The organism is Streptomyces sp. NBC_01408 (assembly GCF_026340255.1).
GTDB lineage: Bacteria > Actinomycetota > Actinomycetes > Streptomycetales > Streptomycetaceae > Streptomyces.
The window spans coordinates 770,814-793,340 of record NZ_JAPEPJ010000001.1; the positions used below are offsets into that span (position 1 = coordinate 770,814).

A 22,527-nucleotide genomic window follows, 5' to 3' on the forward strand; every position below is an offset into this window, starting at 1 on the left:
GTCGTGCGGGTGATCCCGCTCACATCCCTCGTAGCCCGATTCTGACCGCCCGCACCCACATCAGCCACCGCCTGTGGACAACACAACGGTGATCACTACCTCAGAATGCGACATATCTGTCATATATACGCCTAGTCTGACATTGCGCCAGCTCCTTGGGGGCTACCCCTGTCCACAGGGCTTGCGCGCGCATCCCCCTCGTGTCAGGGAAGGGACGGCACCCCCATGCCCGCAGACCTCGCCGTCATCGGACTCGGCCATCTCGGCCTCCCCCTCGCCCAGGCGGCCGTCGCCGCCGGGATCGAGACGGTCGGCTACGACAGCGGTCCGGTCACGGACTCCACCCTCACCGCCGCCGAGATCCGCCGCATGTCGGCGGCCGGCTTCCGGGTCACCACCAACCCCGCCGAGCTCGGCCGGGTCCGCACCGCCGTCATCTGCGCCCCCACCCAGCTCGGCGCCGACCGCGCACTCGACCTGTCCGCCGTCGGCGAGGCCGGCCACGCGCTCGCCGCCCGGCTGCGCCCGCACACCACCGTGATCCTCGAATCGGCCGTCCACCCGGGCGTCACCGAGGACTACCTCCGCCCGATCCTCGAAGAGGGCTCCGGGCTCCGGGCCGGCCGGGACTTCCACCTGGCCTACTCCCCCAGCCGCCTCGACCCGGGCAACCGGACCCACGGCATCTCCAACACGCCCAAGGTGATCGGCGGCCTCACCCCCGCCTGCACCGAGTCGGCGCACGCCTTCTACGCCCGCCTCGCCGAGAAGGTGGTGCGCGCCCGCGGCCTGCGCGAGGCCGAGACCGTACAGCTCCTGGAGACCAACTACCGGCACGTGAACATCGCCCTCATGAACGAGATGGCGGTGCTCTGCCACGACCTCGGGGTCGACCTGTGGGACGTCATCCGCTGCGCGGAGACCAAGCCGTACGGGTTCCAGGCCTTCCGCCCCGGCCCCGGAGTCGGCGGCCACGGCGTCCCCCTGGACCCCAACTACCTCCCCCACACCACGCGCACCCCCGGCCACCCCCTGCGCATGGTCGGCCTGGCCCAGGAGATCAACAACCGGATGCCGCAATACGTCATCCAGCGTTCCGCCACCCTGCTGAACGAGCACGGCAAGTCCGCCCGCGGCGCCCGGGTCCTGCTGCTCGGGGTCACGTACAAACCCGACCTCGCCGACCAGGAGGGCTCCCCGGCCCGCGAGATCGCCAGCCGCCTCCTCGACCTGGGGGCACTCATCAGCTACCACGACCCGTACATCGCGGGCTGGCGGGTCCGGGACCAGCCGGTCCCGCGTGCCGAATCGTTGTACGAGGCCGCCGCCAACGCCGACCTGACGATCCTTCTCCAGCACCACCGCACCTACGACCTGCAAGGACTCGCGGTGAAGGCCCAGTTGCTCCTGGACACCCGCGGCGCCAGCCCGGTGGGGGCGGCCCACCGTCTCTGAAGACGCCTCCCCTTGCGCTGAAATCCCCCCGGCGGATGTCGGAAGTGACTGCTAGCCTGCGGCGTCACTTATCTCGCACTTACGCCCGACGGGCACACGTGCGCCCGAATCCCTTGGGGGGGATTTCCCACATGAGCCAGAACTTCCAGCCGCCCGCGCCCTCCTCCTACACCGAGGCGCCCGCCCCGGCCCCGACCCGTAGTGGCAACGTCGGCTTCGGCATCGTCGCCGCCTTCGTCGCCGCGCTGGTCTCGGCCGGCGCGTACGGCTGGATCATGAAGGCCGCCGATCGCGAGATCGGCTACGCCGCCGCCGGCGTCGGCCTGCTCGTCGGCCTCGCCGCCGGAAAGATCGGCGGCCGCAACATCGTCCTGCCCGTGGTCGCCGCCGTGCTCTCGCTCGGCGCCGTCTACCTCGGCCAGATGGTCTTCATCGTGCTCGCGCTGGCCGAGTACGGCAACATCGGCGCCACCGAGGTGCTCGACACCGTCGGCGTCAGCGGCCTGAACGAGATCTGGAAGGAAGGCACGGACGCCATGTCCTTCCTCTTCTTCGCCCTCGGCGCGTTCACCGCCTTCGGCGCGGCCAAGAAGGTCAGCGACTGACGTCCGGCCTTCTCGACGAGGCGCTGAGCAGGCGCGATCGTGATCTGAAGGCGGCCTAAAACCCTGTTGCCGACAGGGCGGCCGATCATATGATCCGCGCGTGTCTGCTCTTCCTCCTCCCGGTCGGCCCGTGTTCGAACCCGCCGACCGCATCCCCTCCCTCGCCGCACTGCGCGAAGCCGTGCGCCGGGGGGACTGGGAAACCGTCCACTCCGGTTTCGAAACGCTGTCCTCCGAGGACGACCGGGCCCTCGCCAGCAGGATCGTCGCCGAGACCGACGGAGCGGAAACCTTCCTCCAGTCGCACGCCGACCGCAGGCAGCACGATCCGCTGGCGCGGACCCTGCTCGCCGACCGGCTGGTCCAGATCGGCTGGGCCATCCGCTCCGGCCACCGCGCCGAGCATGTGTCGCAGGACCAGTTCCGCGACTTCCACGCCTACTTGCGGCGCGCCGAGATCCTGCTCATCGACGTCTGCGCCGAGTACCCCGAGTACGCCCTGGCCTGGTACCTGCGCGTCATCACCTCCCGCGGCCTCGAACTGGGCCTGAGCGAGACCCGACGCCGCTACGACCGGCTCACCGAGCACCACCCGCACCACTACAGCGCCCAGTCGCAGCTCCTCCAGCAGATCTGCCCCAAGTGGGGCGGCAGCTGGGAGGCCGCCCACGGCTTCGCCCAGCAGTGCGCGGCCGAGGCTCCGGCGGGCGGCCCCAGCGGGGTCCTGATCGCCGTGGCCCAGATGGAGCAGTACCTGGAGCTGTCGCAGAAGGAGAGCAAGGGCAGCGCGGAGGCGTACCTGCGCGATCCGGGCAACCACGCACGGCTGCTCGACGCCGCGGCCCGGTCCGTGCTGCACCCCGACTTCCGCGCCGACGCCCACCACGCCGTCAACGCCCACAGCACCTTCGCCGCCGCGCACTGCGCCGCCGGCCGGCACGCCGAGGCTGCTCCGCACTTCCGCGCCCTCGGCGACAACGCCAGCGAGTTCCCGTGGGGCTACCTGAGCAACGACCACGAGGCCGTGTTCGTGCGCCACCGCAAGACCGCACTGGCGAAGGGCTGAGGACCACATGGACATCGAGACCACCGGCCCGGACACCACCGCACCGGCAGCCACCGGCCCGGACACCACCGGCCGGGACATCACGGCACCGGCAGCCACCACGCCGGCCGCTGCCGCCGACGCCACCACCGACGCCGACGGCGTCACGCAGACCACCGTCGACGGCATCCGCACGCTCCTCGCCCCGCGCTCCGGCCCCGTCACCGCCGGTCTGCTCTTCCGCGTCGGCCGCGCCGACGAGACCCTCGCCACCAGCGGGATCACCCACCTGGTCGAGCACCTCGCCCTGCACCGGCACGGCCTGAGCGACCTGCACTACAACGGCGCCACCGCCGCCACGTACACCCACTTCCACGTCACCGGCACCCCCGCCGACGTGGTCGAGTACCTCAACGGCGTCTGCGCGGCCCTGCGCGACCTGCCCATGGACCGGCTCGAGACCGAGAAGGAGATCCTGCGCACCGAGGCCGCCGGCCGCAGCCGCGGCCCGGGCCACGGCATGGCCCTGTGGCGCTACGGCTCCCGCTCCTACGGCCTCACCGACTACGCCGAGGCCGGCCTGCACCGGATCACCCCGCACAACGTCCGCGACTGGGCCGGGACCCGCTTCACCGCCGAGAACGCGGTCCTGTGGATCACCAGCGACACCCTCCCCGAGGGCCTCGACCTCACCCTGCCCACCGGCGAGTGGCTCCCCGCCCCCGAGGCGAGCTCCGCCCTGCCCGCCACCCCCGCCTACTTCCGCGGCGACGAGGGCGGGATGGTCCTCACCTCGGTCCTGCCCCGCTCGACCAAGGCCGGGCTGCTGGCCGAGATCCTGGGCAAGGAGCTGTTCCGCGCCCTGCGCCAGAAGGGCGGCTACTCCTACACGGCGGCCGCCGAGTACTGCCCGCGCGACACCGATTCCGCGACCGTCGTCGCGTACGCCGACGCGCTCCCCGAGAAGCAGGACGCGATGGTCGGCGCCTTCGTCGACGTCCTCGCGAAACTGCGGGCCGGCCGCATCGAAAAGGCCGACCTGGAAGCCGTACGGACCGCCGCGCTGGCCCAGTTCGACGCCCCGGAGCTCGCCGCGGCCAAGCTCCCGGCCCAGGCCATGAACCTGCTGATGCGCCACCGCGACCTCACCGTCGCCGAGGCCCGGGCCGAGATCGAGGCGGTCACCGTCGCCGATCTCCACGAGGTCGCGCGCGAGCTGTGGGCGGGCGCGCTGGTGCAGGTGCCCGGCCGGGACCTGGACTGGGCCGGGCTCACCGCGGCCCCGACCGCCTCCTCCGACACCGTCACCGGCCGCCGCTACACCTCGCTGGAGGACCGGAAGGTCGCCCTGCTCGTGGGGGGCGACGGCGTCAGCCTGGCCGGCCCCGACCACCAGGTGACCGTCCGGTACGCCGAGTGCTCCCTGATGTACGTCTTCCCGGACGGCGCCCGCCACCTGGTCGGCCACGACGGCTTCACCCTCACCGTCGAGCCGACCCTGCACGGCATCACCGCCGCCGAACTGGCCCCCCTGGACGCGGGCGTCCCGCCCGCCTCCGTGGTCCGTATGCCGCCCCGCGACCCCGCCCGCATCCCGCAGCCCCGCAAGGCCGAGCCGACCGCGCCGAAGGCCACCCGCAACACGGGGATCACGGTCGTGCTGTGGCTGCTGGGCCTGATCTCCGGGTTCCTGACGGTCGTCCTCGCCCTGCTCGTCGTCGGCGAGACCGACGCGGAGATCACCCCGGCCGGGCCCGACTGGACCAGCGTGATCGGCTTCGGCGTCGTCTGCCTGATGTTCGTCGTCCCCTGGCTCCTGGTGCTGCGCCACCGCCTCAAGGGCAAGGGCTGAGACACGCAGGAGGGCCGGCACCCCGAACGGGGTGCCGGCCCTCCTGCGTACTGCTGTGCGTACGTCCGTACGTGCCTGCGTACGACCGTCAGCGGCTGTGCTGGGAGTCCGCGACCGTGACCTCGACCCGCTGGAACTCCTTGAGCTCGCTGTAGCCGGTGGTGGCCATCGAGCGGCGCAGCGCGCCGAAGATGTTCATCGAGCCGTCGGGGCTGTGCGAGGGACCGGTGAGGATCTCCTCGGTGGTGCCCACCGTGCCCAGGTCGACCTTCTTGCCGCGCGGCACGTCCTCGTGGACGGCCTCCATGCCCCAGTGGTTGCCCTTGCCGGGCGCGTCCGTGGCACGGGCGAGCGGGGAGCCCATCATCACGGCGTCGGCGCCGCAGGCGACGGCCTTCGGGATGTCGCCCGACCAGCCCACGCCGCCGTCGGCGATGACGTGCACGTAGCGGCCGCCGGACTCGTCCATGTAGTCGCGGCGGGCCGCGGCCACGTCCGCGACGGCGGTCGCCATCGGGACCTGGATGCCGAGCACGTTGCGCGTGGTGTGCGCGGCGCCGCCGCCGAAGCCGACGAGGACACCCGCGGCGCCGGTGCGCATCAGGTGCAGGGCCGCGGTGTACGTGGCGCAGCCGCCGACGATGACCGGGACGTCGAGCTCGTAGATGAACTGCTTCAGGTTCAGCGGTTCGGCGGCGCCCGAGACGTGCTCGGCCGACACGGTGGTGCCGCGGATGACGAAGATGTCCACGCCCGCGTCGACGACGGCCTTGGAGAACTCGGCGGTGCGCTGCGGGGAGAGCGCGGCGGCGGTGACGACGCCCGAGTCGCGCACCTCCTTGATCCGCTGGCGGATCAGGTCCGCCTGGATCGGCGCGGAGTAGATCTCCTGGAGACGGCGGGTCGCGGACTCCTCGTCCAGCTCCGCGATCTCGTCGAGCAGCGGCTGCGGGTCCTCGTACCGGGTCCACAGGCCTTCGAGGTTCAGCACGCCGAGGCCGCCGAGCTCGCCGATGCGGATCGCGGTCTGCGGGGAGACGACCGAGTCCATGGGGGCGGCCAGGAAGGGGAGCTCGAAGCGGTACGCGTCGATCTGCCAGGCGATCGAGACCTCCTTCGGGTCCCGGGTACGCCGGCTCGGGACGATGGCGATGTCGTCGAACGCGTACGCCCTGCGGCCGCGCTTGCCGCGCCCGATCTCGATCTCAGTCACGTGTGGTGGCCTTTCCTCTGGGTCTGCCCGTCCAGTATCCCCGAACCCCGGGGGCCCGCGTTCCGGTGACCGCTGTACGGGACGCCGATCCAGCCCCGCCGGCGTTTGAGGCGCGGGGGCGGAGCCCCCGCAACGGCGAGGAGCGGGCCCGGTTGCTCCGGACCCGCCCCATACGCCCTGCGCTGCCTGCTACCCCTTACGGGAGTAGTTCGGCGCTTCGACCGTCATCTGGATGTCGTGCGGGTGGCTCTCCTTGAGCCCGGCCGAGGTGATCCGCACGAAGCGGCCCCGGTCCTGCAGCTCGGGAACGGTGCGGCCGCCGACGTAGAACATCGACTGGCGCAGGCCGCCGACCAGCTGGTGCACGACGGCCGAGAGCGGGCCGCGGTAGGGCACCTGGCCCTCGATGCCCTCGGGGATGAGCTTGTCGTCGCCGCCCACGCCCTCCTGGAAGTACCGGTCCTTGGAGAAGGAGCGCTGGTCGCCGCGGGACTGCATCGCGCCGAGCGAACCCATGCCGCGGTAGGACTTGAACTGCTTGCCGTTGATGAAGAGCAGCTCGCCCGGGGACTCCTCGCAGCCCGCGAGCAGCGAGCCGAGCATCACCGTGTCGGCGCCCGCGACCAGGGCCTTGGCGATGTCGCCGGAGTACTGGAGGCCGCCGTCGCCGATGACCGGGACGCCGGCCGCCTTGGCGGCGAGGGAGGCCTCGTAGATCGCGGTGACCTGCGGGACGCCGATGCCGGCGACGACGCGGGTGGTGCAGATGGAACCGGGGCCCACGCCGACCTTGATGCCGTCGCAGCCGGCGTCGATGAGCGCCTGGGCGCCGTCGCGGGTGGCGACGTTGCCGCCGATGACGTCGACACCGGCGTTCGACTTGATCTTGGCGACCATGTCGCCGACCAGGCGCGAGTGGCCGTGGGCGGTGTCTACGACGATGAAGTCGGCACCGGCCTCGATCAGGGCCTGGGCGCGCTCGTACGCGTCACCGGCAACACCGACGGCCGCGCCGACCAGCAGCCGGCCGCCCTTGTCCTTGGCCGCGTTCGGGTACTTCTCGGCCTTGACGAAGTCCTTGACGGTGATGAGGCCCTTGAGGATGCCCGCGTCGTCGACCAGCGGAAGCTTCTCGATCTTGTGGCGGCGCAGCAGCTCCATGGCGTCCACGCCGGAGATCCCGACCTTGCCCGTGACCAGCGGCATCGGGGTCATGACCTCGCGCACCTGGCGGCTGCGGTCCGACTCGAAGGCCATGTCGCGGTTGGTGACGATGCCGAGGAGCTTGCCCGCCGGATCGGTGACCGGGACACCGGAGATGCGGAACTTCGCGCAGAGCTCGTCCGCCTCGCGCAGCGTCGCGTCCGGGTGCACCGTGATCGGGTCGGTGACCATGCCGGACTCGGACCGCTTGACCAGGTCCACCTGGTTGGCCTGGTCGGCGATGGACAGGTTGCGGTGCAGGACACCGACGCCGCCCTGACGGGCCATCGCGATGGCCATGCGGGCCTCGGTGACCTTGTCCATGGCGGCGGACAGCAGCGGAACGTTCACCCGGACGTTGCGCGAGATCAGGGAGGAGGTGTCGATCGCGTCAGGCGACATGTCCGACGCGCCCGGCAGCAGCAGCACGTCGTCGTAGGTCAGTCCGAGCGTGGCGAATTTGTCGGGCACTCCGTCGGCAGTCATGACACCTTCCCAAATGGTCTTGCTCAGCGCAGATGTCCATGCTAACGGGATCCCGACGCGTCTCATTCCACGACCAAGGCAGAGCCGAAGTTTCGTCGCTTCCTACTACGGCGCGCCGCGCAGGTGTGACGGACGGTGCCTGCGCGCCTACTGTTCGGCGAGGGCCCTGAGCCTGCTGAGCGCGCGGTGCTGGGCCACCCGCACCGCACCGGGGGACATGCCGAGCATCTGCCCGGTCTCCTCTGCGGTCAGCCCGACCGCCACCCGCAGGACGAGCAGCTCTCGCTGGTTCTCCGGGAGGTTGGCCAGCAGCTTCTTGGCCCAGGCGGCGTCGCTGCTCAGCAGCGCCCGCTCTTCCGGGCCGAGCGAGTCGTCGGGACGCTCCGGCATCTCGTCGGAGGGCACGGCCGTGCTGCCGGGGTGGCGCATGGCGGCCCGCTGCAGGTCGGCGACCTTGTGCGCGGCGATGGCGAAGACGAAGGCCTCGAAGGGCCGACCGGTGTCGCGGTAGCGCGGCAGGGCCATCAGGACCGCGACGCAGACCTCCTGCGCCAGGTCCTCCACGAAGTGACGAGCGTCACCCGGGAGCCGCGACAGCCGGGTGCGGCAGTAGCGGATGGCGAGGGGGTGCACGAAGGCGAGCAGGTCGTGCGTGGCCTGCTCGTCGCCGTCCACCGCACGGCGTACGAGCGCGCTGACAGGCCCGGCACCGCCGCCTTTGGCGGCGCCGGTGGGGCCTGTGGCCGCGGGGGACCCCAGGGCCTCGTCGTCGCGCATCAATCCATGGTGCCTTGGCGCCGGAGGATCCGCGGCACCGTGGCCCGCGTTGTGCATCGAAGCGTTATGAGCGGGTGCGCCTGAACTCATGCTGTGCGCCCTCCCCTCCCGCTCGGCCGAATGGTCCCCGAGGGCTCCCCGAGGACTCCACATCTCCAAGAATGCGGCACACCCTCAAGGATGCGGCATCGCGCACGAAGCGACACGTCCCTGGATTGTGCCCCGCCGATCCCCGTGTGCGCACCGGGTAGGACCGACAGGACCGCTCCCCGCCCTACGGGACCGCGCCCGCCCCACGGGACGGGGCGGGCGGACGGGACCGCTCTCAGCAGCCGGCCGTCGGCCTCGCGGTCTACGGCGGGCCGGGCCGTGCCCCGGGGGTCAGCGGACGAGGCCCCAGCGGAAGCCGAGCGCCACGGCGTGCGCCCGGTCGGAGGCGCCGAGCTTCTTGAACAGCCGGCGGGCGTGGGTCTTGACCGTGTCCTCGGAGAGGAAGAGCTCACGCCCGATCTCCGCGTTGGACCGGCCGTGGCTCATGCCCTCCAGCACCTGGATCTCGCGCGCGGTGAGCGTGGGCGCGGCGCCCATCTCGGCCGAGCGGAGCCGGCGCGGGGCCAGTCGCCAGGTCGGGTCGGCGAGGGCCTGGGTGACCGTGGCCCGCAGTTCGGCGCGCGAGGCGTCCTTGTGCAGATAGCCCCGGGCGCCGGCGGCGACCGCGAGGGCCACGCCGTCCAGGTCCTCGGCGACCGTCAGCATGATGATGCGGGCGCCGGGGTCGGCCGAGAGGAGCCGGCGGACCGTCTCGACACCGCCGAGTCCGGGCATCCGTACATCCATCAGAATCAGGTCGGAGCGGTCGGCACCCCAGCGGCGGAGGACTTCCTCGCCGTTGGCAGCCGTCGTCACACGCTCGACGCCGGGCACGGTAGCAACCGCGCGACGGAGCGCCTCTCGGGCAAGCGGGGAGTCGTCGCAGACGAGGACGGATGTCATGACCGCCCTCCGCAGCTGCTGATGCGCGTCACCTTGAGCCTCCAGGCTGGTACGTATCGTCACCTGTGCGGTCGATGTCCCCGGACACCTGTCCGAGAACTTCTTGGTTCAACCGCCTTCGCACTCTCAACGATGGTCACTCGAAAGAGTTACGGGTCGGACGGACACCTTCGGCACTCTACGTGAGGAACCGATCACGACACGGGCACCACCACCCGCGTGTCCTCCATCTGGAGCTATGCCCTATTTGGCGGCTTTCCTTCCATTTGGCATGTGTCTGAGGCTAGATTCCCAATGAGTCATATTTACATCTACTACGACAGTAGGTGTGGAGACATGGACCGTATCCGCCTCAGTACCGGCACCAAGAGGACTACCAATGGCAGATTTCTCCCGCCTCCCCGGACCGAACGCCGACCTCTGGGACTGGCAGCTGCTGGCCGCCTGCCGAGGAGTCGACAGCTCCCTCTTCTTCCACCCGGAAGGCGAGCGGGGCGCGGCGAGGAGTGCGCGCGAGGCCTCGGCTAAAGAGGTCTGCATGCGATGCCCGGTGCGCGCGGAATGTGCCGCGCACGCACTCGCCGTCCGGGAGCCCTACGGGGTGTGGGGCGGCCTGACCGAGGACGAACGCGAGGAGCTGATGGGCCGAGCCCGCCACCGCCTGATCCCCGCATCCAGCACGATCGGACCGATCGCTCCGCACTGAGAGCCACCGGAAACGCCCGAAGGAACGTTTCTCCGCGTCCCGGCACACCCGAGCGGGCAGCAGCCCCGTCCGCCCGGGTGTGCCGGGTCGGCGCCGGACTCCACCCGTTCGGCCGTACGCCCCCGGCCGCCGTCGGGGGTGCGCCCCGGCCGGGCCTGTGCTCAGCGCGTGGTGGCCGCCCGGTCAGCGCGCGGCGGCCCGCTCCAGCTCGGCCAGGGTCGCGGCCACGGCCGGCACCCGGGCCAGGTCGGGCAGGGTCAGCGCGACGACCTCCCGCTCGACGGCCGGTTCCACCACCAGGGTGCTCACGCCCTTGGCCCGTACGGACTCCACCGCGAGCTCCGGCAGCACCGCGACGCCCAGCCCCGCGCCCACCAGCCCCACCACCGCCGGATAGTCGTCGGTGGCGAAGTCGATGCGCGGGGTGAAGCCCGCCCCCTCGCACACCTCCACCAGATGGCGGCGGCAGCGCGGGCAGCCCGCGATCCAGGGCTCGTCCGCCAGCTCCGCCATGCCCACCCGTTCGGCCCCGGCCAGCGGATGCCCTTCGGGGACCAGCCCGACGAGCCGGTCCGTCAGCAGCGGCCGCACCACGAGGTCCTCCCACTCGGCGGCGGAGCCGGAAGAGCCGCCGTAGCGGAAGGCCAGCGCCAGATCGCAGTCGCCCTCGCGCAGCATCTCCACCGAGCGCGGCGGTTCAGCCTCCACCAGGGAGATACGGGTCCCCGGGTGCTCGGCGCGCATCGCCGCGAGCGCGGTCGGCACCAGCGTGGAGCTGCCGCTGGGGAAGGACACCAGCCGGACGCGGCCCGCGCGCAGCCCGGCGATGGCCGCGACCTCCTCCTCGGCGGCGGTCAGCCCGGCCAGGATTCCGGCGGCGTGGCGGACCAGGGCCTCACCGGCCTGGGTCAGCCGCATCTCGCGGCCGGTGCGGATGAGCAGCGGGGTGCCGGCCGACTGCTCCAGCGCCTTCATCTGCTGGGAGACGGCCGGCTGGGTGCAGCCGAGCTCGCGGGCGGCGGCGGAGAAGGATCCGGTCCCGGCGACAGCGCGCAGAACCCGGAGATGACGTGCCTCGATCACCCTTCGAGCATAAGGCCTGCTTTGACTGCGGCGCCAATACCCATGCGCCCCTTTGGGACCGCTCGGCTAGCGTGTCCTCCATGACCCACGGCACCACTCATCTGATCTCCGTGAACATCGGCCGCGCCACGGCCGTCGACTACGCCGACATCGGCGTGACCGGCATCGGCAAACGCCCCGTGCCCGGCCCGGTCCGCGTGTTCGCCCCCGGTCCCAAGGCCACCGGCCTCGGCAGCGGCCTGGAGGGGGACAGCGTGTGCGACCGGCGCCACCACGGCGGCGACCACCAGGCGGTCTACGCGTACGCCCGCGAGGACCTCGACCGGTGGGAGCGCGAACTGGACCGCGAACTGCCCGACGGGATCTTCGGCGAGAACTTCACCACCTCCGGCATCGACCTGAACACGGCGCGCCTCGGCGACCGCTGGCGGGTCGGCGCGGACCTCGTCCTCGAAGTGGCCTCCGCCCGCATCCCGTGCCGGACCTTCCAGGGGGCCCTCGACGAGCCCGCCTGGGTCAAGCGGTTCACCGCGCAGGCCCGCCCGGGCGCGTACCTCCGGGTGATCCAGGAGGGCTCGGTCTCCCCCGGCGACCCCGTCGAGGTCATCCACCGGCCGGACCACGACGTGACGGTGGAACTCTGGTTCCGCGCCTTCACCACCGAGCGCGCCCTGCTCCCGCGCACGCTCGCGGCGGGCGAGGCGATGGAGCCCTCGGCGCACGAGACCGTACGCCGGTACGTGGAGAAGTACGGGGCGGGGTCCGGCCCGGAGTAGAGCCGGCAGCCGGGGAAGCTAGGTTGCGCCTATGACGACTGCGTTGATTACGGGATCCACGGCGGGCATCGGCGCCGCCTTCGCCCGGCGGCTCGCCGCCCAGGGCCACAATCTGGTGCTGGTGGCACGCGATGCGAAGCGGCTCGGCGAGCAGGCCACCGAACTGCACGACCGGCACGGCATCGAGGCCGAGGTGCTGGCCGCCGACCTCTCCACCGACGCGGGCATCCAGTCGGTCGAGCACCGCCTCGGCGACCGCACGCACCCCGTGGACCTGCTGGTCAACAACGCGGGCTTCGGCAACAAGGGGCGTTACCTCGAGGTCTCGATGGCCGACGAGCTCGCCATGATCAAGGTGCACGTCGAGGCGGTGCTGCGGCTGACCTCGGCGGCCACCTCCTCGATGCGCGAGCGGGGCCGGGGCGGCGTGATCAACGTGGCCTCGGTCGCGGCGTTCGTACCGCGCGGCACGTACGGGGCGAGCAAGGCCTGGGTCGTTCAGTTCACCCAGGGCGCGGCGCGGGACCTCGCGGATTCCGGCGTACGGCTGATGGCGCTGTGCCCGGGCTTCGTGCGGACGGAGTTCCACCAGCGTGCGGGCATGGGCACCGACAACATCCCGGGCTGGCTGTGGCTGGACGCCGACAAGCTGGTGGCCGCGGCCCTGGCCGACCTGGCGCGGGGCAGGACCGTGTCGATCCCGGACCCGCGGTACAAGGCGCTGATGGGCGTGGTGAAGCTGGCGCCGCGCGGGCTGCTGGGCGGGGTGTCCTCGCGTACGGGCCGCAAGTACGGCCCCCAGTAGCGTCAGTAGCGTTCACGACCCGCCGGTGAGCGGCCACCAGAGCCGACCCTGAAGCCGCCAAACGGGCTAAGTCTCCCTAAACTGGACATGTCCTATCTCCAGCGGGAGGCGACGCGATGACATTCGTACAGGTGATCGATTACGAAACCCGGCGGTTCGATGAGATGAACGCGCTCATCGACCGCTGGGCCGAGCAGAGCAGCGGCAAGCGCACCGCCACGCACACGATGATCGGCCAGGACCGCGAGGCCCGGAACCACTACGTGGACATGGTGGAGTTCGCCTCGTACGAGGAGGCCATGAAGAACTCCCAACTCCCGGAGACAGACCGGATGTTCCAGGAGATGGTGGCCCTCTGCGAGGGAATGCCGAAGTTCATGAACCTCGATGTGGTCCGCGACGAGCACCTCAACAAGGAGCTCGCCAACCGGGTGTTCCAGGAAGCCGCCATGGGCGGCAACATGAGCGTCCTCGACGACTGCTTCGCGACGAACTACATCGACCACGACGTCAGCAAGGAGGAACCCACCGTCATCGGACGCGAGGGCATGCGGTCGGACATGGAGGCGTGGCGTGCGGCCTTCGACATGACCTTCGAGCCGACGGCCCAGCTGGCCGAGGGCGACATGGTCACGACGGTGTGGAACTGGCGCGGCACCCACAAGGGGACGTTCATGGGAGTCGCCCCGACCGGGAAGACGTACGAGATGTCCGGGAGCACCACCTTCCGATGCGAGAACGGAGAGATCATCGAGGGCTGGTGGCACTACAACCCCGGCTCCCTGCAACGCCAGATGGGCGGGTCCGGATCGCCCTACGGATCCTGAAGCCCGAAGCCGACCACGGGGAAGGCCCCGCTCCGCGGATGCGGAACGGGGCCTTCTCGGCGTGGAGCGCGATCAGTGGCTGTGGCCGTGACCGTGGCCGTGACCGGCGTCGCCCTCTTCCTCCGCCGGCTTCTCGACGACCAGGGTCTCGGTCGTGAGCAGCAGGGAGGCGATGGAGGCGGCGTTCTCCAGCGCGGAACGGGTGACCTTCACCGGGTCGATGACGCCGGCCTTGACCAGGTCGCCGTACTCGCCGGTGGCGGCGTTGAAGCCCTGGCCCTTGTCGAGCTCGGCGACCTTCGAGGTGATGACGTAACCCTCGAGACCGGCGTTCTCGGCGATCCAGCGCAGCGGCTCGACGGCGGCGCGGCGCACGACCGCGACACCGGTGGCCTCGTCGCCGGCCAGGCCGAGGTTGCCCTCGAGGACCTTGACGGCGTGGACGAGCGCGGAGCCACCGCCGGAGACGATGCCCTCCTCGACCGCGGCGCGGGTCGCCGAGATGGCGTCCTCAAGGCGGTGCTTCTTCTCCTTGAGCTCCACCTCGGTGGCGGCGCCGACCTTGATGACGCAGACGCCGCCGGCGAGCTTCGCCAGGCGCTCCTGCAGCTTCTCGCGGTCCCAGTCGGAGTCCGTGGACTCGATCTCGGCCTTGATCTGGTTGACGCGGCCGACGACTTCCTCGTGGCTGCCGCCACCGTCGACGATGACCGTGTCGTCCTTGGTGATCGTGACGCGGCGGGCGGAGCCCAGTACGTCCAGACCGGCCTGGTCGAGCTTGAGGCCGACCTCCTCGGCGATGACGGTGGCACCGGTGAGGGTGGCCATGTCCTGGAGCATCGCCTTGCGACGGTCACCGAAGCCGGGGGCCTTGACGGCGACCGCGTTGAAGGTGCCGCGGATCTTGTTGACGACGAGGGTGGAGAGCGCCTCGCCCTCGACGTCCTCGGCGATGATCAGCAGCGGCTTGGAGGCGCCGGCCTGGATGACCTTCTCCAGCAGCGGCAGGAGGTCCTGGATGGAGGAGACCTTGCCCTGGTTGATCAGGATGTACGGGTCGTCGAGGACGGCCTCCATACGCTCCTGGTCGGAGACCATGTACGGGGAGAGGTAGCCCTTGTCGAAGGCCATGCCCTCGGTGAACTCCAGCTCCAGGCCGAAGGTGTTGGACTCCTCGACGGTGATGACACCGTCCTTGCCGACCTTGTCCATCGCCTCGGCGATGAGCTCGCCGACCTGCTGGTCCTGCGCGGAGAGCGCGGCCACGGCGGCGATGTCGGACTTGTCCTCGATCGGACGGGCGGTCGCGAGGAGCTCCTCGGACACGGCCTTGACCGCGGCGTCGATGCCCTTCTTCAGGGCGGCCGGGGAAGCACCCGCGGCGACGTTGCGCAGACCCTCGCGGACCAGCGCCTGGGCCAGCACGGTGGCGGTGGTGGTGCCGTCACCCGCGATGTCGTTGGTCTTGGTCGCCACCTCCTTCACGAGCTGCGCGCCCAGGTTCTCGTACGGGTCGTCCAGCTCGACCTCGCGGGCGATGGTGACACCGTCGTTGGTGATGGTGGGGGCGCCGAACTTCTTGTCGATGACGACGTTGCGGCCCTTGGGGCCGATCGTCACCTTGACCGTGTCGGCAAGCTTGTTGACGCCGCGCTCGAGGGCGCGACGGGCGTCCTCGTCGAACTTCAGAATCTTCGGCATGGGAGCGGTTCAGTCCTCTCGTTGCGATCGGCCGCTCACCGCGACCGCCACCGCCTGGAACGAACTACGCCCCTCGCCGCCCGGCATCAGCAGGGTGACCAGGGGCGCAGCTCAAATCAAAACTTGAAGCGAATTACTTCTCGACGATCGCGAGCACGTCGCGAGCCGAGAGGACGAGGTACTCCTCGCCGCTGTACTTCACTTCGGTGCCGCCGTACTTGCTGTACAGCACGACGTCGCCGACGCTGACGTCCAGCGGGAGACGCTGGCCGTCCTCGAAGCGACCCGGGCCCACGGCGAGGACGACGCCCTCCTGGGGCTTCTCCTTCGCGGTGTCCGGGATGACCAGGCCGGAGGCCGTGGTCTGCTCGGCGTCGAGCGGCTGGACCACAATGCGGTCCTCAAGCGGCTTGATGGCAACCTTGGAGCTGGCGGTCGTCACGATCCGACCTCCCCCTTCGGAGATCCGGGGTTAACTGTCTGGGGTGGCGACCAGGTCGATCCGTCGTCGCGGGTGCCGGACCTGCCTGTCGCTACGTTGGCACTCACCCGGGGTGAGTGCCAGGTGCGACACTATTCCGGCGATTAGCACTCGGTCAAGCGGAGTGCCAATTCTCGCCGCCGGTGGTGTCGCTCCGGCCGCCCGTCCGAAGCTGCGGCCGGGCCCCTGGGGCTCCGCCCCGGACCCCGCGCCTCAAACGCCGGCGGGGCTGGATTCGGCCCTGCCTTCGCCGGGTGCCCTGCGGGCGGCTCGGCCGGGGCCTGGTCGGTGGGGTCGGTCCGCGGGGCCGCTCCGGGTTGTCTCCTCGGCTCGCGCACTGAGCCCGACCCGACGCCATCGGCCCAGGTTGCGCGCCCACGGCGACACCACCCCGGTGCTCATGCTCACCGCCAAGGACGGCGAGTACGACGAGGCCGAGGGCCTGGACTCCGGCGCGGACGACTACCTCACCAAGCCGTTCTCCTTCGTGGTCCTGGGCGCCCGCATCCGCGCGCTCGCCCGCCGCGCCGGCGCCCCCGACCGCGGCACGCTCCAGGTCGGCGACCTCGTCCTCGACCCACCGGCCCGCCGCTGCCGGCGCGGCTGCCAGGACATCGAGCTGACCGCCCGCGAGCTCGGCGTCCTCGCCTGTCTGATGGAGCAGCCCGGCCGGGCCGTCGCCAAGCAGGACATCCTCGACGAGGTCTGGGACGCCCCCCACGGCATCGACCCCAACATCGTCGAGGTCTACGTCTCCTCGCTGCGCAAGAAGATCGACGCACCCTTCGGCCGCCGCTCGATCCTCACCGTGCACGGCACCGGCTACCGCATGTCCCCCGACGGTGGCTAGCGCGAGCCCCCGCGCGAGCATCCGCGCGCGCACCGCCGCGGCCGCGGCCCTCGCGATGGCCGCCGTCCTGGCCGTCGGCGGGCTGTGGCTGCACAGTCTGCTGCGGGCCAATCTGCTCGACAACACCACCGGCCGCACCGAACTCGCCGCCCGCAAGGTCGCCGCCCAGCTCGACAGCCGGACCCTCCCGCCCGACGGCCGGCTGCCCGCGCCCGAGGGCGGGGTGGACCTGGTCCTCGTACGGGACGCGGCCGGGCGGACCGTCGCCACCAGCGGCGACCCGGAGGACGCCCCCGACCTCGGCGAGCTGCGACCGGGGCCCGGTGAGGACTCCCGCTCGGCCGTGCTGCCGCCCGCCCGTCCCGGCCTGGAGCGGCGGGCGGTGGTGGCCGTCGAGGTGCCCGGCGTGCCGGGGGCGCACGACGCGGGCACGGTGTACGCGATGACCGTGCTCGGCGACGTGGACGACGCGACCCGGGCCGTCGCGGCCGGCCTGCTCGCCGGGGCGCCCCCGCTGATCGGCTTCGCCGCGGCCCTGGCCTGGTGGGTGACGGGCCATGCGCTGCGCCCGGTGACGGCGATCCGCACCGAACTGGCGGCGGTCACCGCCAGCGAGCTGGACCGCAGGGTTCCGGATCCGGGCGGGGCCGACGAGATCGCGCAGCTGGCCCGGACCGTCAACGACACGCTGGACCGGCTGGAGCGCTCCGACGCGCGGCAGCGGCAGTTCACCGCGGACGCCTCGCACGAGCTGCGCAACCCGCTGGCCGCCGTCCGGTCCCGGCTGGAGGTGGCGCTGGCCATGGACCGCCCCGACCGGGAGTCGGTGGCGGCCGCGCTGGCCGATGCCGAGCGGCTCCAGGGGATCGCGGCGGACCTGTTGCTGCTGGCCCGGCTGGACGGCGGGCCGCCGCCGCGGACCGAGCCGGTGGACCTGGCGCTGCTGGCCGCGGAGGACCTGGCCCGCCGGCGTGAGCCCCCGGTCGGGCTACGGCTGGACGCGCGGGCACCCGTACCGGCGGCCGGGGATCCGGCGCGGCTGGAGCGGGCACTGGCCAACCTCGTGGACAACGCCCTGCGGCACGCCCGCGCGGAGGTCGTGGTCCGGGCGGAGGGGTCCGGGGACGGCTGGGCGGTGCTGGAGGTGACGGACGACGGCCCGGGCATCCCGGAGGCGGACCGGGACCGGGTCTTCGAGCGGTTCGTACGGCTGGACGCGGACCGCGGCCGGGCCGGCGGCGGGACCGGGCTGGGCCTGGCCATCGCCCGGGAGATCGCCCGGGCGCACGGGGGCGACGTACGGGCGCTGCCGGCGCCCGCCGGGGGCGCGCGGCTGGTCCTGCACCTGCCCGCGCGGCGGCAGCGGGCCTGAAGCCGCTTTCAGGATCTTCAGGTTTTCCTCAGCGCGGGGGCCGCAGCATCGACAGGCATGAGCGCGCACCGGAGGAAGACGACCGCCCGAGGCCGCCGGACGTCCGGCCCGACGTCCCGCCCGACGCCCCGCCCGATGCCCCACCGGCCGTCCCGCCGCAGGCGCCTGGGCCGCACCCTGCTGATCACGGGCTTGGCGCTGGCGGTCATGGCGGGCGGCGGCGCCTGGTACCTGTACCGGGACCTGGCCGCCGGCATCGGCAGTTCCAAGGCCCTGCAAGGCGCCGAGAAGTCGACGTCGGGCGATACGAACATCCTGCTCATGGGTCTGGACAGCCGTAAGGACCAGAACGGCCAGGGCCTGCCGCAGGACGTCCTCGACAAACTGCACGCCGGCAGCTCGGACATCGGCGGCTACAACGCGAACACCCTGATCCTGCTGCACGTGCTGGGGGACGGCAGCCAGGCGAAGGCCTTCTCGGTCCCGCGCGACGACTTCGTCGACATACCCGGGCACGGCAAGGACAAGATCAAGAAGGCGTACGGGCTGGCGAAGGAGAAGAGGCAGGAGCAGCTCGCCGGGCAGGGGGTCAAGGACTCCCGGCAGTTGGAGCGGGACGGCCGGGAGGCGGGGCGGAAGGCGCAGATCGAGACGGTGCGCGCCTTCCTGGGGGTCCCGGTCGACCACTTCGCCGAGCTGAATCTGGCCGGTTTCTACCACCTGGCGGACGCGCTGGGCGGCGTACCGGTGTGTCTGAAAAAGGCGGTGAAGGACAGCTACTCGGGCGCCGACTTCCCGGCCGGCCGGCAGACCCTCGACGGCCGGCAGTCGCTCGCCTTCGTGCGCCAGCGGCACGGCCTGGACGGGGGCGACCTGGACCGGACGAAGCGGCAGCAGGCCTTCCTCGCGGGTGCGACGCAGAAGCTGAACTCGGCAGGGACCTTCACCGACCCGGGGAAGCTGATCAAGCTGATCGACGCGGCGAAACAGGACGTGGTGACGGACGAGGGGTGGGATCTGCTGTCGTTCGTGAAGCAGGCGAAGAACCTGTCCGGCGGCCGGGTGCACTTCACGACGCTTCCCATCGAACGCTTCGGAAGGAACCATGGGGAGGACGTCAACGTCGTAGATGATATGAAGATAAAGCGCCTCATTGCCGAGCAGATCGGGCCGAAGCCGACTGCGAGCCCGAGCGCACCGGGGACCCCGGTCGCACCGGCACCGGTGTCACGTGAGGCGTCACCCCCCTCCGCGTCCCCGCCACCGCCGGCTTCGCCGCCCACCCCCTCCACCCCGGACGGCGGCGGCATCCCGTGCGTGGACTGAGGCCCCTGACGACGGCGGGGTCCCGCCGCCGGACCGAAGCCCTGCTGCTGCTCCTCGTCGTCACCATCGCCGTGTTCGGGCACGTGTGCGCGGGCCTGGCGATGAACGGGGAGCTACCCGCCAACCTCACGGGCTTCACGATCAGCCTGACCCTGCTGTCGCTGGTGGGACACCTGGGCGTGCGCCGGTTCGCGGCCTACGCGGATCCGCTGATCCTGCCCCTCGCCATGCTGCTGACCGGGCTCGGACTGGTCCTGCTGCACCGCCTCGACCAGGGGTACATCGAGCGGTACAACTCGGATGCCAACGCGCCCGGGCAGCTGATGTGGACGGTGGTCGGGGTCGCCGCCTGCATCCTGGTGCTGGCCCTGCTGCGCGACCACCGCCTGCTGCAACGCTTCATCTACATCACCATGGCCGTCGCGCTGGTGCTTCTGATCGCACCGGCGTTCTTCGGCGCGGACACGTACGGCGCGAAGCGCTGGATCAAGCTCTTCGGGTTCTCGCTCCAGCCCGGCGAGTTCGTGAAGATCATGATCGCGATCTTCTTCGCCGGCTACCTGGTCATCCACCGGGACTCGCTGGCCCTGACGGGCCGCAAGTTCCTCGGCGTGCGGCTGCCGCCGATGCGGCAGCTCGGACCGATCATCACGGTGTGGATCGTGTCCATGCTCGTTCTGGTCTTCGAGCGCGACCTCGGCACCTCGCTGATCTTCTTCGGCGTCTTCGTGGTGATGCTCTACGTGGCCACCGAGCGCACCAGCTGGATCGTGTGCGGCCTGGTCATGGCCTCGGTGGGCGCGTTCGTGGTCGGGTCGACGGAACCGCACGTCAAGGCGCGGGTGGCGGCCTGGCTCAACCCGCTGTCGTACTACTGGGAGACCCGGCCCCCGGGCGTCACCTCGGATCAGTCCGCGCAGGCGCTGTTCAGCTTCGGCACGGGCGGGATGTCCGGCACCGGGCTGGGCATGGGCCACCCGGAGCTGATCGCGTTCGCGGGGCGCAGCGACTTCATCCTGACGACGGTGGGCGAGGAACTCGGCCTGGCGGGGGTGATGGCCGTACTGATCCTGTACGCGCTCCTCGTGCAGCGGGGCCTACGGATGGCACTGGGCGCCCGCGACCCCTTCGGCAAACTCCTGGCGGTGGGCCTGGCCTCGGCGCTGGCCCTCCAGGTCTTCGTGGTGGCGGGCGGCGTGACGGGCCTGATCCCCCTGACGGGCAAGGCCCTGCCCTTCCTGGCCAAGGGCGGCTCGTCCCTCCTGGCCAACTGGATCATGATCGCCCTCCTCCTCCGCATCAGCGACAGCGCGGAACGCGGACGCGAGGCGGACGCCCGCGGCCCGGCCGAAACGACGATCACGCCGGTGGTGCGGGTGTAGGGGGCGGGGGCTTGGGGGGCTTCGGGGGGGGCGGGGCAGAGCTTCGGGGGGTGGGCCGGTGGCTTCGGGGAGCCATGTGCCTGCGGGGCCTGATCAGGGATGAGCGGCCGGGTGCCAGCGGCCCAGCCAGAGCAAAACCCCGACCAGACCCCCGGCCGGAGCGAGAAGCGCGTCAAATCGCTATGCGCTCCTCAAGGACGGCGTCCGGCGGCCGTCAGTGGCCGGTCAAGAGCCGCCTGCGGCAGAGAACACAGCGTCAGCCTCGGCTGCGTCATCGAACGACCGGACCATGCCCGGCTCGCCAATCGTTGATGCGTTTACGGATGCTGGGCCCCATCTGCAGATCGTCAATGGCCTCGGGGGCGAACCACGCCACCTCGAACGACTCGTCAGACGTTCGGAGCCTGCCTCCGGTAGGTCGGGCGAGAAGACAGATCGAGAATTCCTGCCGGACCTCACCGTCGTCGTAGGCGAAGACGTGTCCCGGGTCGGTGTACGTCCCGACGATCCCGGCGATCTCGACCCTGATGCCGGTCTCCTCGAAAGTCTCGCGGACCGCGCAGTCACCGATGGACTCCCCCAGCTCCATCTTGCCACCGGGAAGAGCCCACATCCCGTTGTCCGTGCGTCGTTGCAACAAGACCCGGCCGTCCTCATCCACGACGACGGCTGAAGCCGCGGGCACCAGACTGTTCGCCTCGGGCGCGTTGGGATCGTCCTCATAGTCACGCCTGGCCATTTCGTCCCGTCTCCCGAATGTCACGTCCTCGGCTCCAGAGCTCTTCGACATGAGCGGCGAAACGGTCGAACATCCCGTCCGCCTGCCTGCGTCGTAAGTGCATCATCGGCGAATCATGGCCGACCCTGCGGGCCAGGATCGGGGTAACGATCATCTCGTCGTCGAACCGGAAGACGGAAAGGTTGACGTGACCCGTCTCGAACCGGCCTTCGATACCACTGACGTCACGCAGTTTCTCCAGCTCGTTCAGTGTCACGGCGATGCGGGTGGAGAGTGTCAGCGGTACGCCCTCCTCGGCTTCCCGGGCTGCGGTGACCGGGCTGCTCGGGTCGCCGATCAGGAAGCGCACGCGACATCCGCCCTGGGCCTTGCGCCGCAGCGCACCTGCGAGGTTCGCCTGCTCCAGCCATAGGAAGTAGTTGGTGTACCCGGCGAATACCAGCTCCCGCTGCGCTTTCGTCACCAGGGACTTCCACAGGCTTGCCGGCGCTGCCGAGCGGTAGGGGAAGACCTGGACTATCTCTCTGTCCGGCCCGGTGGTGAGTGCCGACCGGACGGCGTTGGGCCACAAGGCTGCTTCCTCCTCGCCTAATGCCTCGCAGGCCGCCCATCGGTGACGGGCATGAGGAATGCGATTCGACTCAGTGATCCATCGACCAACCGTCTTCGCATCGACCCCGCAAGCTTCTGCGAGCTGCATTTCGGTCATCTTGGCATGCGCCATCGCCCGCCGGAGCGCGTGATTCATAGTTCGCCTCCACTGACCGTTGGGGACGCAACGAACCGTAACGGTGGAACGTCCCAAACGTCCCGTGAACGCGGTACCAACGCACTGACGAGGGACGGAACA

General features: G+C 71.0%; 20 protein-coding genes and 1 pseudogene. 12 read left to right on the top strand and 9 right to left on the bottom strand.

What is annotated here, in order from left to right; all coding sequences use genetic code 11:
• Positions 1–225: 225 nt before the first annotated feature.
• The 4 genes from OG447_RS03480 to OG447_RS03495 all read left to right on the top strand — a co-directional run bounded on the left by OG447_RS03480 (position 226) and on the right by OG447_RS03495 (position 4,957).
• The gene (locus tag OG447_RS03480) at positions 226–1,455 is read left to right on the top strand and encodes a nucleotide sugar dehydrogenase (RefSeq protein ID WP_266934810.1); all 1,230 of its coding nucleotides are present in this window, start codon (positions 226–228) and stop codon (positions 1,453–1,455) included.
• Between the two features lie 131 nt (positions 1,456–1,586).
• Positions 1,587–2,060 (top strand): hypothetical protein, encoded by a 474-nt coding sequence (locus OG447_RS03485; protein ID WP_266934812.1) that lies wholly within the window; start codon positions 1,587–1,589, stop codon positions 2,058–2,060.
• Between the two features lie 100 nt (positions 2,061–2,160).
• Positions 2,161–3,126, top strand: coding sequence for a hypothetical protein (locus OG447_RS03490; protein WP_266934814.1), 966 nt, complete (start codon positions 2,161–2,163; stop codon positions 3,124–3,126).
• 7 nt (positions 3,127–3,133) lie between these two features.
• The gene (locus OG447_RS03495) at positions 3,134–4,957 is read left to right on the top strand and encodes a pitrilysin family protein (RefSeq protein ID WP_266934816.1); all 1,824 of its coding nucleotides are present in this window, start codon (positions 3,134–3,136) and stop codon (positions 4,955–4,957) included.
• A gap of 88 nt (positions 4,958–5,045) precedes the next feature.
• Here the strand turns inward: OG447_RS03495 and OG447_RS03500 are convergent, their stop codons facing one another.
• The 4 genes from OG447_RS03500 to OG447_RS03515 form a co-directional block, all read right to left on the bottom strand.
• Positions 5,046–6,170: a GuaB3 family IMP dehydrogenase-related protein gene (locus OG447_RS03500; RefSeq protein WP_031147860.1), complete on the bottom strand. Its 1,125-nt coding sequence runs from the start codon at positions 6,168–6,170 to the stop codon at positions 5,046–5,048.
• 189 nt (positions 6,171–6,359) lie between these two features.
• A complete protein-coding gene (gene guaB, locus OG447_RS03505; protein ID WP_266934819.1) occupies positions 6,360–7,859 on the bottom strand; it encodes an IMP dehydrogenase in 1,500 nt (499 codons plus the stop codon).
• Positions 7,860–8,006: 147 nt separating this feature from the next.
• Positions 8,007–8,636 carry a sigma-70 family RNA polymerase sigma factor gene (locus tag OG447_RS03510; RefSeq protein WP_266934821.1) on the bottom strand — a complete coding sequence of 210 codons (630 nt, stop codon included), beginning with the start codon at positions 8,634–8,636 and terminating at the stop codon, positions 8,007–8,009.
• Between the two features lie 381 nt (positions 8,637–9,017).
• Positions 9,018–9,629 carry a response regulator transcription factor gene (locus OG447_RS03515; RefSeq protein WP_003948568.1) on the bottom strand — a complete coding sequence of 204 codons (612 nt, stop codon included), beginning with the start codon at positions 9,627–9,629 and terminating at the stop codon, positions 9,018–9,020.
• 379 nt (positions 9,630–10,008) lie between these two features.
• Between OG447_RS03515 and OG447_RS03520 the strand changes: the two genes are divergently transcribed.
• The gene (locus OG447_RS03520) at positions 10,009–10,335 is read left to right on the top strand and encodes a WhiB family transcriptional regulator (protein ID WP_079429335.1); all 327 of its coding nucleotides are present in this window, start codon (positions 10,009–10,011) and stop codon (positions 10,333–10,335) included.
• A 183-nt stretch (positions 10,336–10,518) separates the two neighbouring features.
• Here OG447_RS03520 and OG447_RS03525 read toward each other — a convergent pair whose 3' ends face one another.
• Complete coding sequence (locus OG447_RS03525; RefSeq protein ID WP_266934825.1) at positions 10,519–11,418, bottom strand: LysR family transcriptional regulator; 900 nt, start codon at positions 11,416–11,418, stop codon at positions 10,519–10,521.
• An 80-nt stretch (positions 11,419–11,498) separates the two neighbouring features.
• Here OG447_RS03525 and OG447_RS03530 point away from each other — a divergent pair, with 80 nt between their 5' ends.
• From OG447_RS03530 to OG447_RS03540, 3 genes are all read left to right on the top strand, one after another.
• Positions 11,499–12,194, top strand: coding sequence for an MOSC domain-containing protein (locus OG447_RS03530; protein ID WP_266934827.1), 696 nt, complete (start codon positions 11,499–11,501; stop codon positions 12,192–12,194).
• Positions 12,195–12,225: 31 nt separating this feature from the next.
• Positions 12,226–12,999: an SDR family oxidoreductase gene (locus OG447_RS03535; protein WP_266934829.1), complete on the top strand. Its 774-nt coding sequence runs from the start codon at positions 12,226–12,228 to the stop codon at positions 12,997–12,999.
• Positions 13,000–13,115: 116 nt separating this feature from the next.
• Entirely contained in the window at positions 13,116–13,826 is a 711-nt protein-coding gene (locus OG447_RS03540) for an ester cyclase (protein WP_266934831.1), read from the top strand.
• A gap of 72 nt (positions 13,827–13,898) precedes the next feature.
• Here OG447_RS03540 and groL read toward each other — a convergent pair whose 3' ends face one another.
• Positions 13,899–15,527, bottom strand: a complete 1,629-nt coding sequence (gene groL, locus OG447_RS03545; protein ID WP_266934833.1) for a chaperonin GroEL — start codon at positions 15,525–15,527, stop codon at positions 13,899–13,901.
• Positions 15,528–15,660: 133 nt separating this feature from the next.
• On the bottom strand, positions 15,661–15,969 hold the full coding sequence (gene groES, locus OG447_RS03550; protein ID WP_266934835.1) for a co-chaperone GroES: 309 nt from the start codon (positions 15,967–15,969) through the stop codon (positions 15,661–15,663).
• 403 nt (positions 15,970–16,372) lie between these two features.
• On the opposite strand from groES, the pseudogene OG447_RS03555 reads away from it, so the two are divergent.
• The 4 genes and pseudogenes from OG447_RS03555 to OG447_RS03570 form a co-directional block, all read left to right on the top strand.
• Positions 16,373–16,858: pseudogene (locus OG447_RS03555) on the top strand (response regulator transcription factor); the annotation flags it as partial.
• Complete coding sequence (locus OG447_RS03560; protein WP_266934836.1) at positions 16,851–18,230, top strand: HAMP domain-containing sensor histidine kinase; 1,380 nt, start codon at positions 16,851–16,853, stop codon at positions 18,228–18,230. The pseudogene OG447_RS03555 and the gene OG447_RS03560, both read left to right, overlap by 8 nt.
• A gap of 135 nt (positions 18,231–18,365) precedes the next feature.
• Positions 18,366–19,556, top strand: coding sequence for an LCP family protein (locus OG447_RS03565; protein WP_266934837.1), 1,191 nt, complete (start codon positions 18,366–18,368; stop codon positions 19,554–19,556).
• Positions 19,544–20,938: an FtsW/RodA/SpoVE family cell cycle protein gene (locus tag OG447_RS03570; protein WP_266934838.1), complete on the top strand. Its 1,395-nt coding sequence runs from the start codon at positions 19,544–19,546 to the stop codon at positions 20,936–20,938. Before OG447_RS03565 ends, OG447_RS03570 begins: the two co-directional genes overlap by 13 nt.
• Positions 20,939–21,209: 271 nt before the next feature.
• On the opposite strand, the gene OG447_RS03575 is transcribed toward OG447_RS03570, so the two are convergent.
• Positions 21,210–21,677, bottom strand: coding sequence for an NUDIX hydrolase (locus tag OG447_RS03575; protein WP_266934839.1), 468 nt, complete (start codon positions 21,675–21,677; stop codon positions 21,210–21,212).
• On the bottom strand, positions 21,664–22,425 hold the full coding sequence (locus tag OG447_RS03580; protein ID WP_266934840.1) for an XRE family transcriptional regulator: 762 nt from the start codon (positions 22,423–22,425) through the stop codon (positions 21,664–21,666). Before OG447_RS03580 ends, OG447_RS03575 begins: the two co-directional genes overlap by 14 nt.
• Positions 22,426–22,527: the final 102 nt, after the last annotated feature.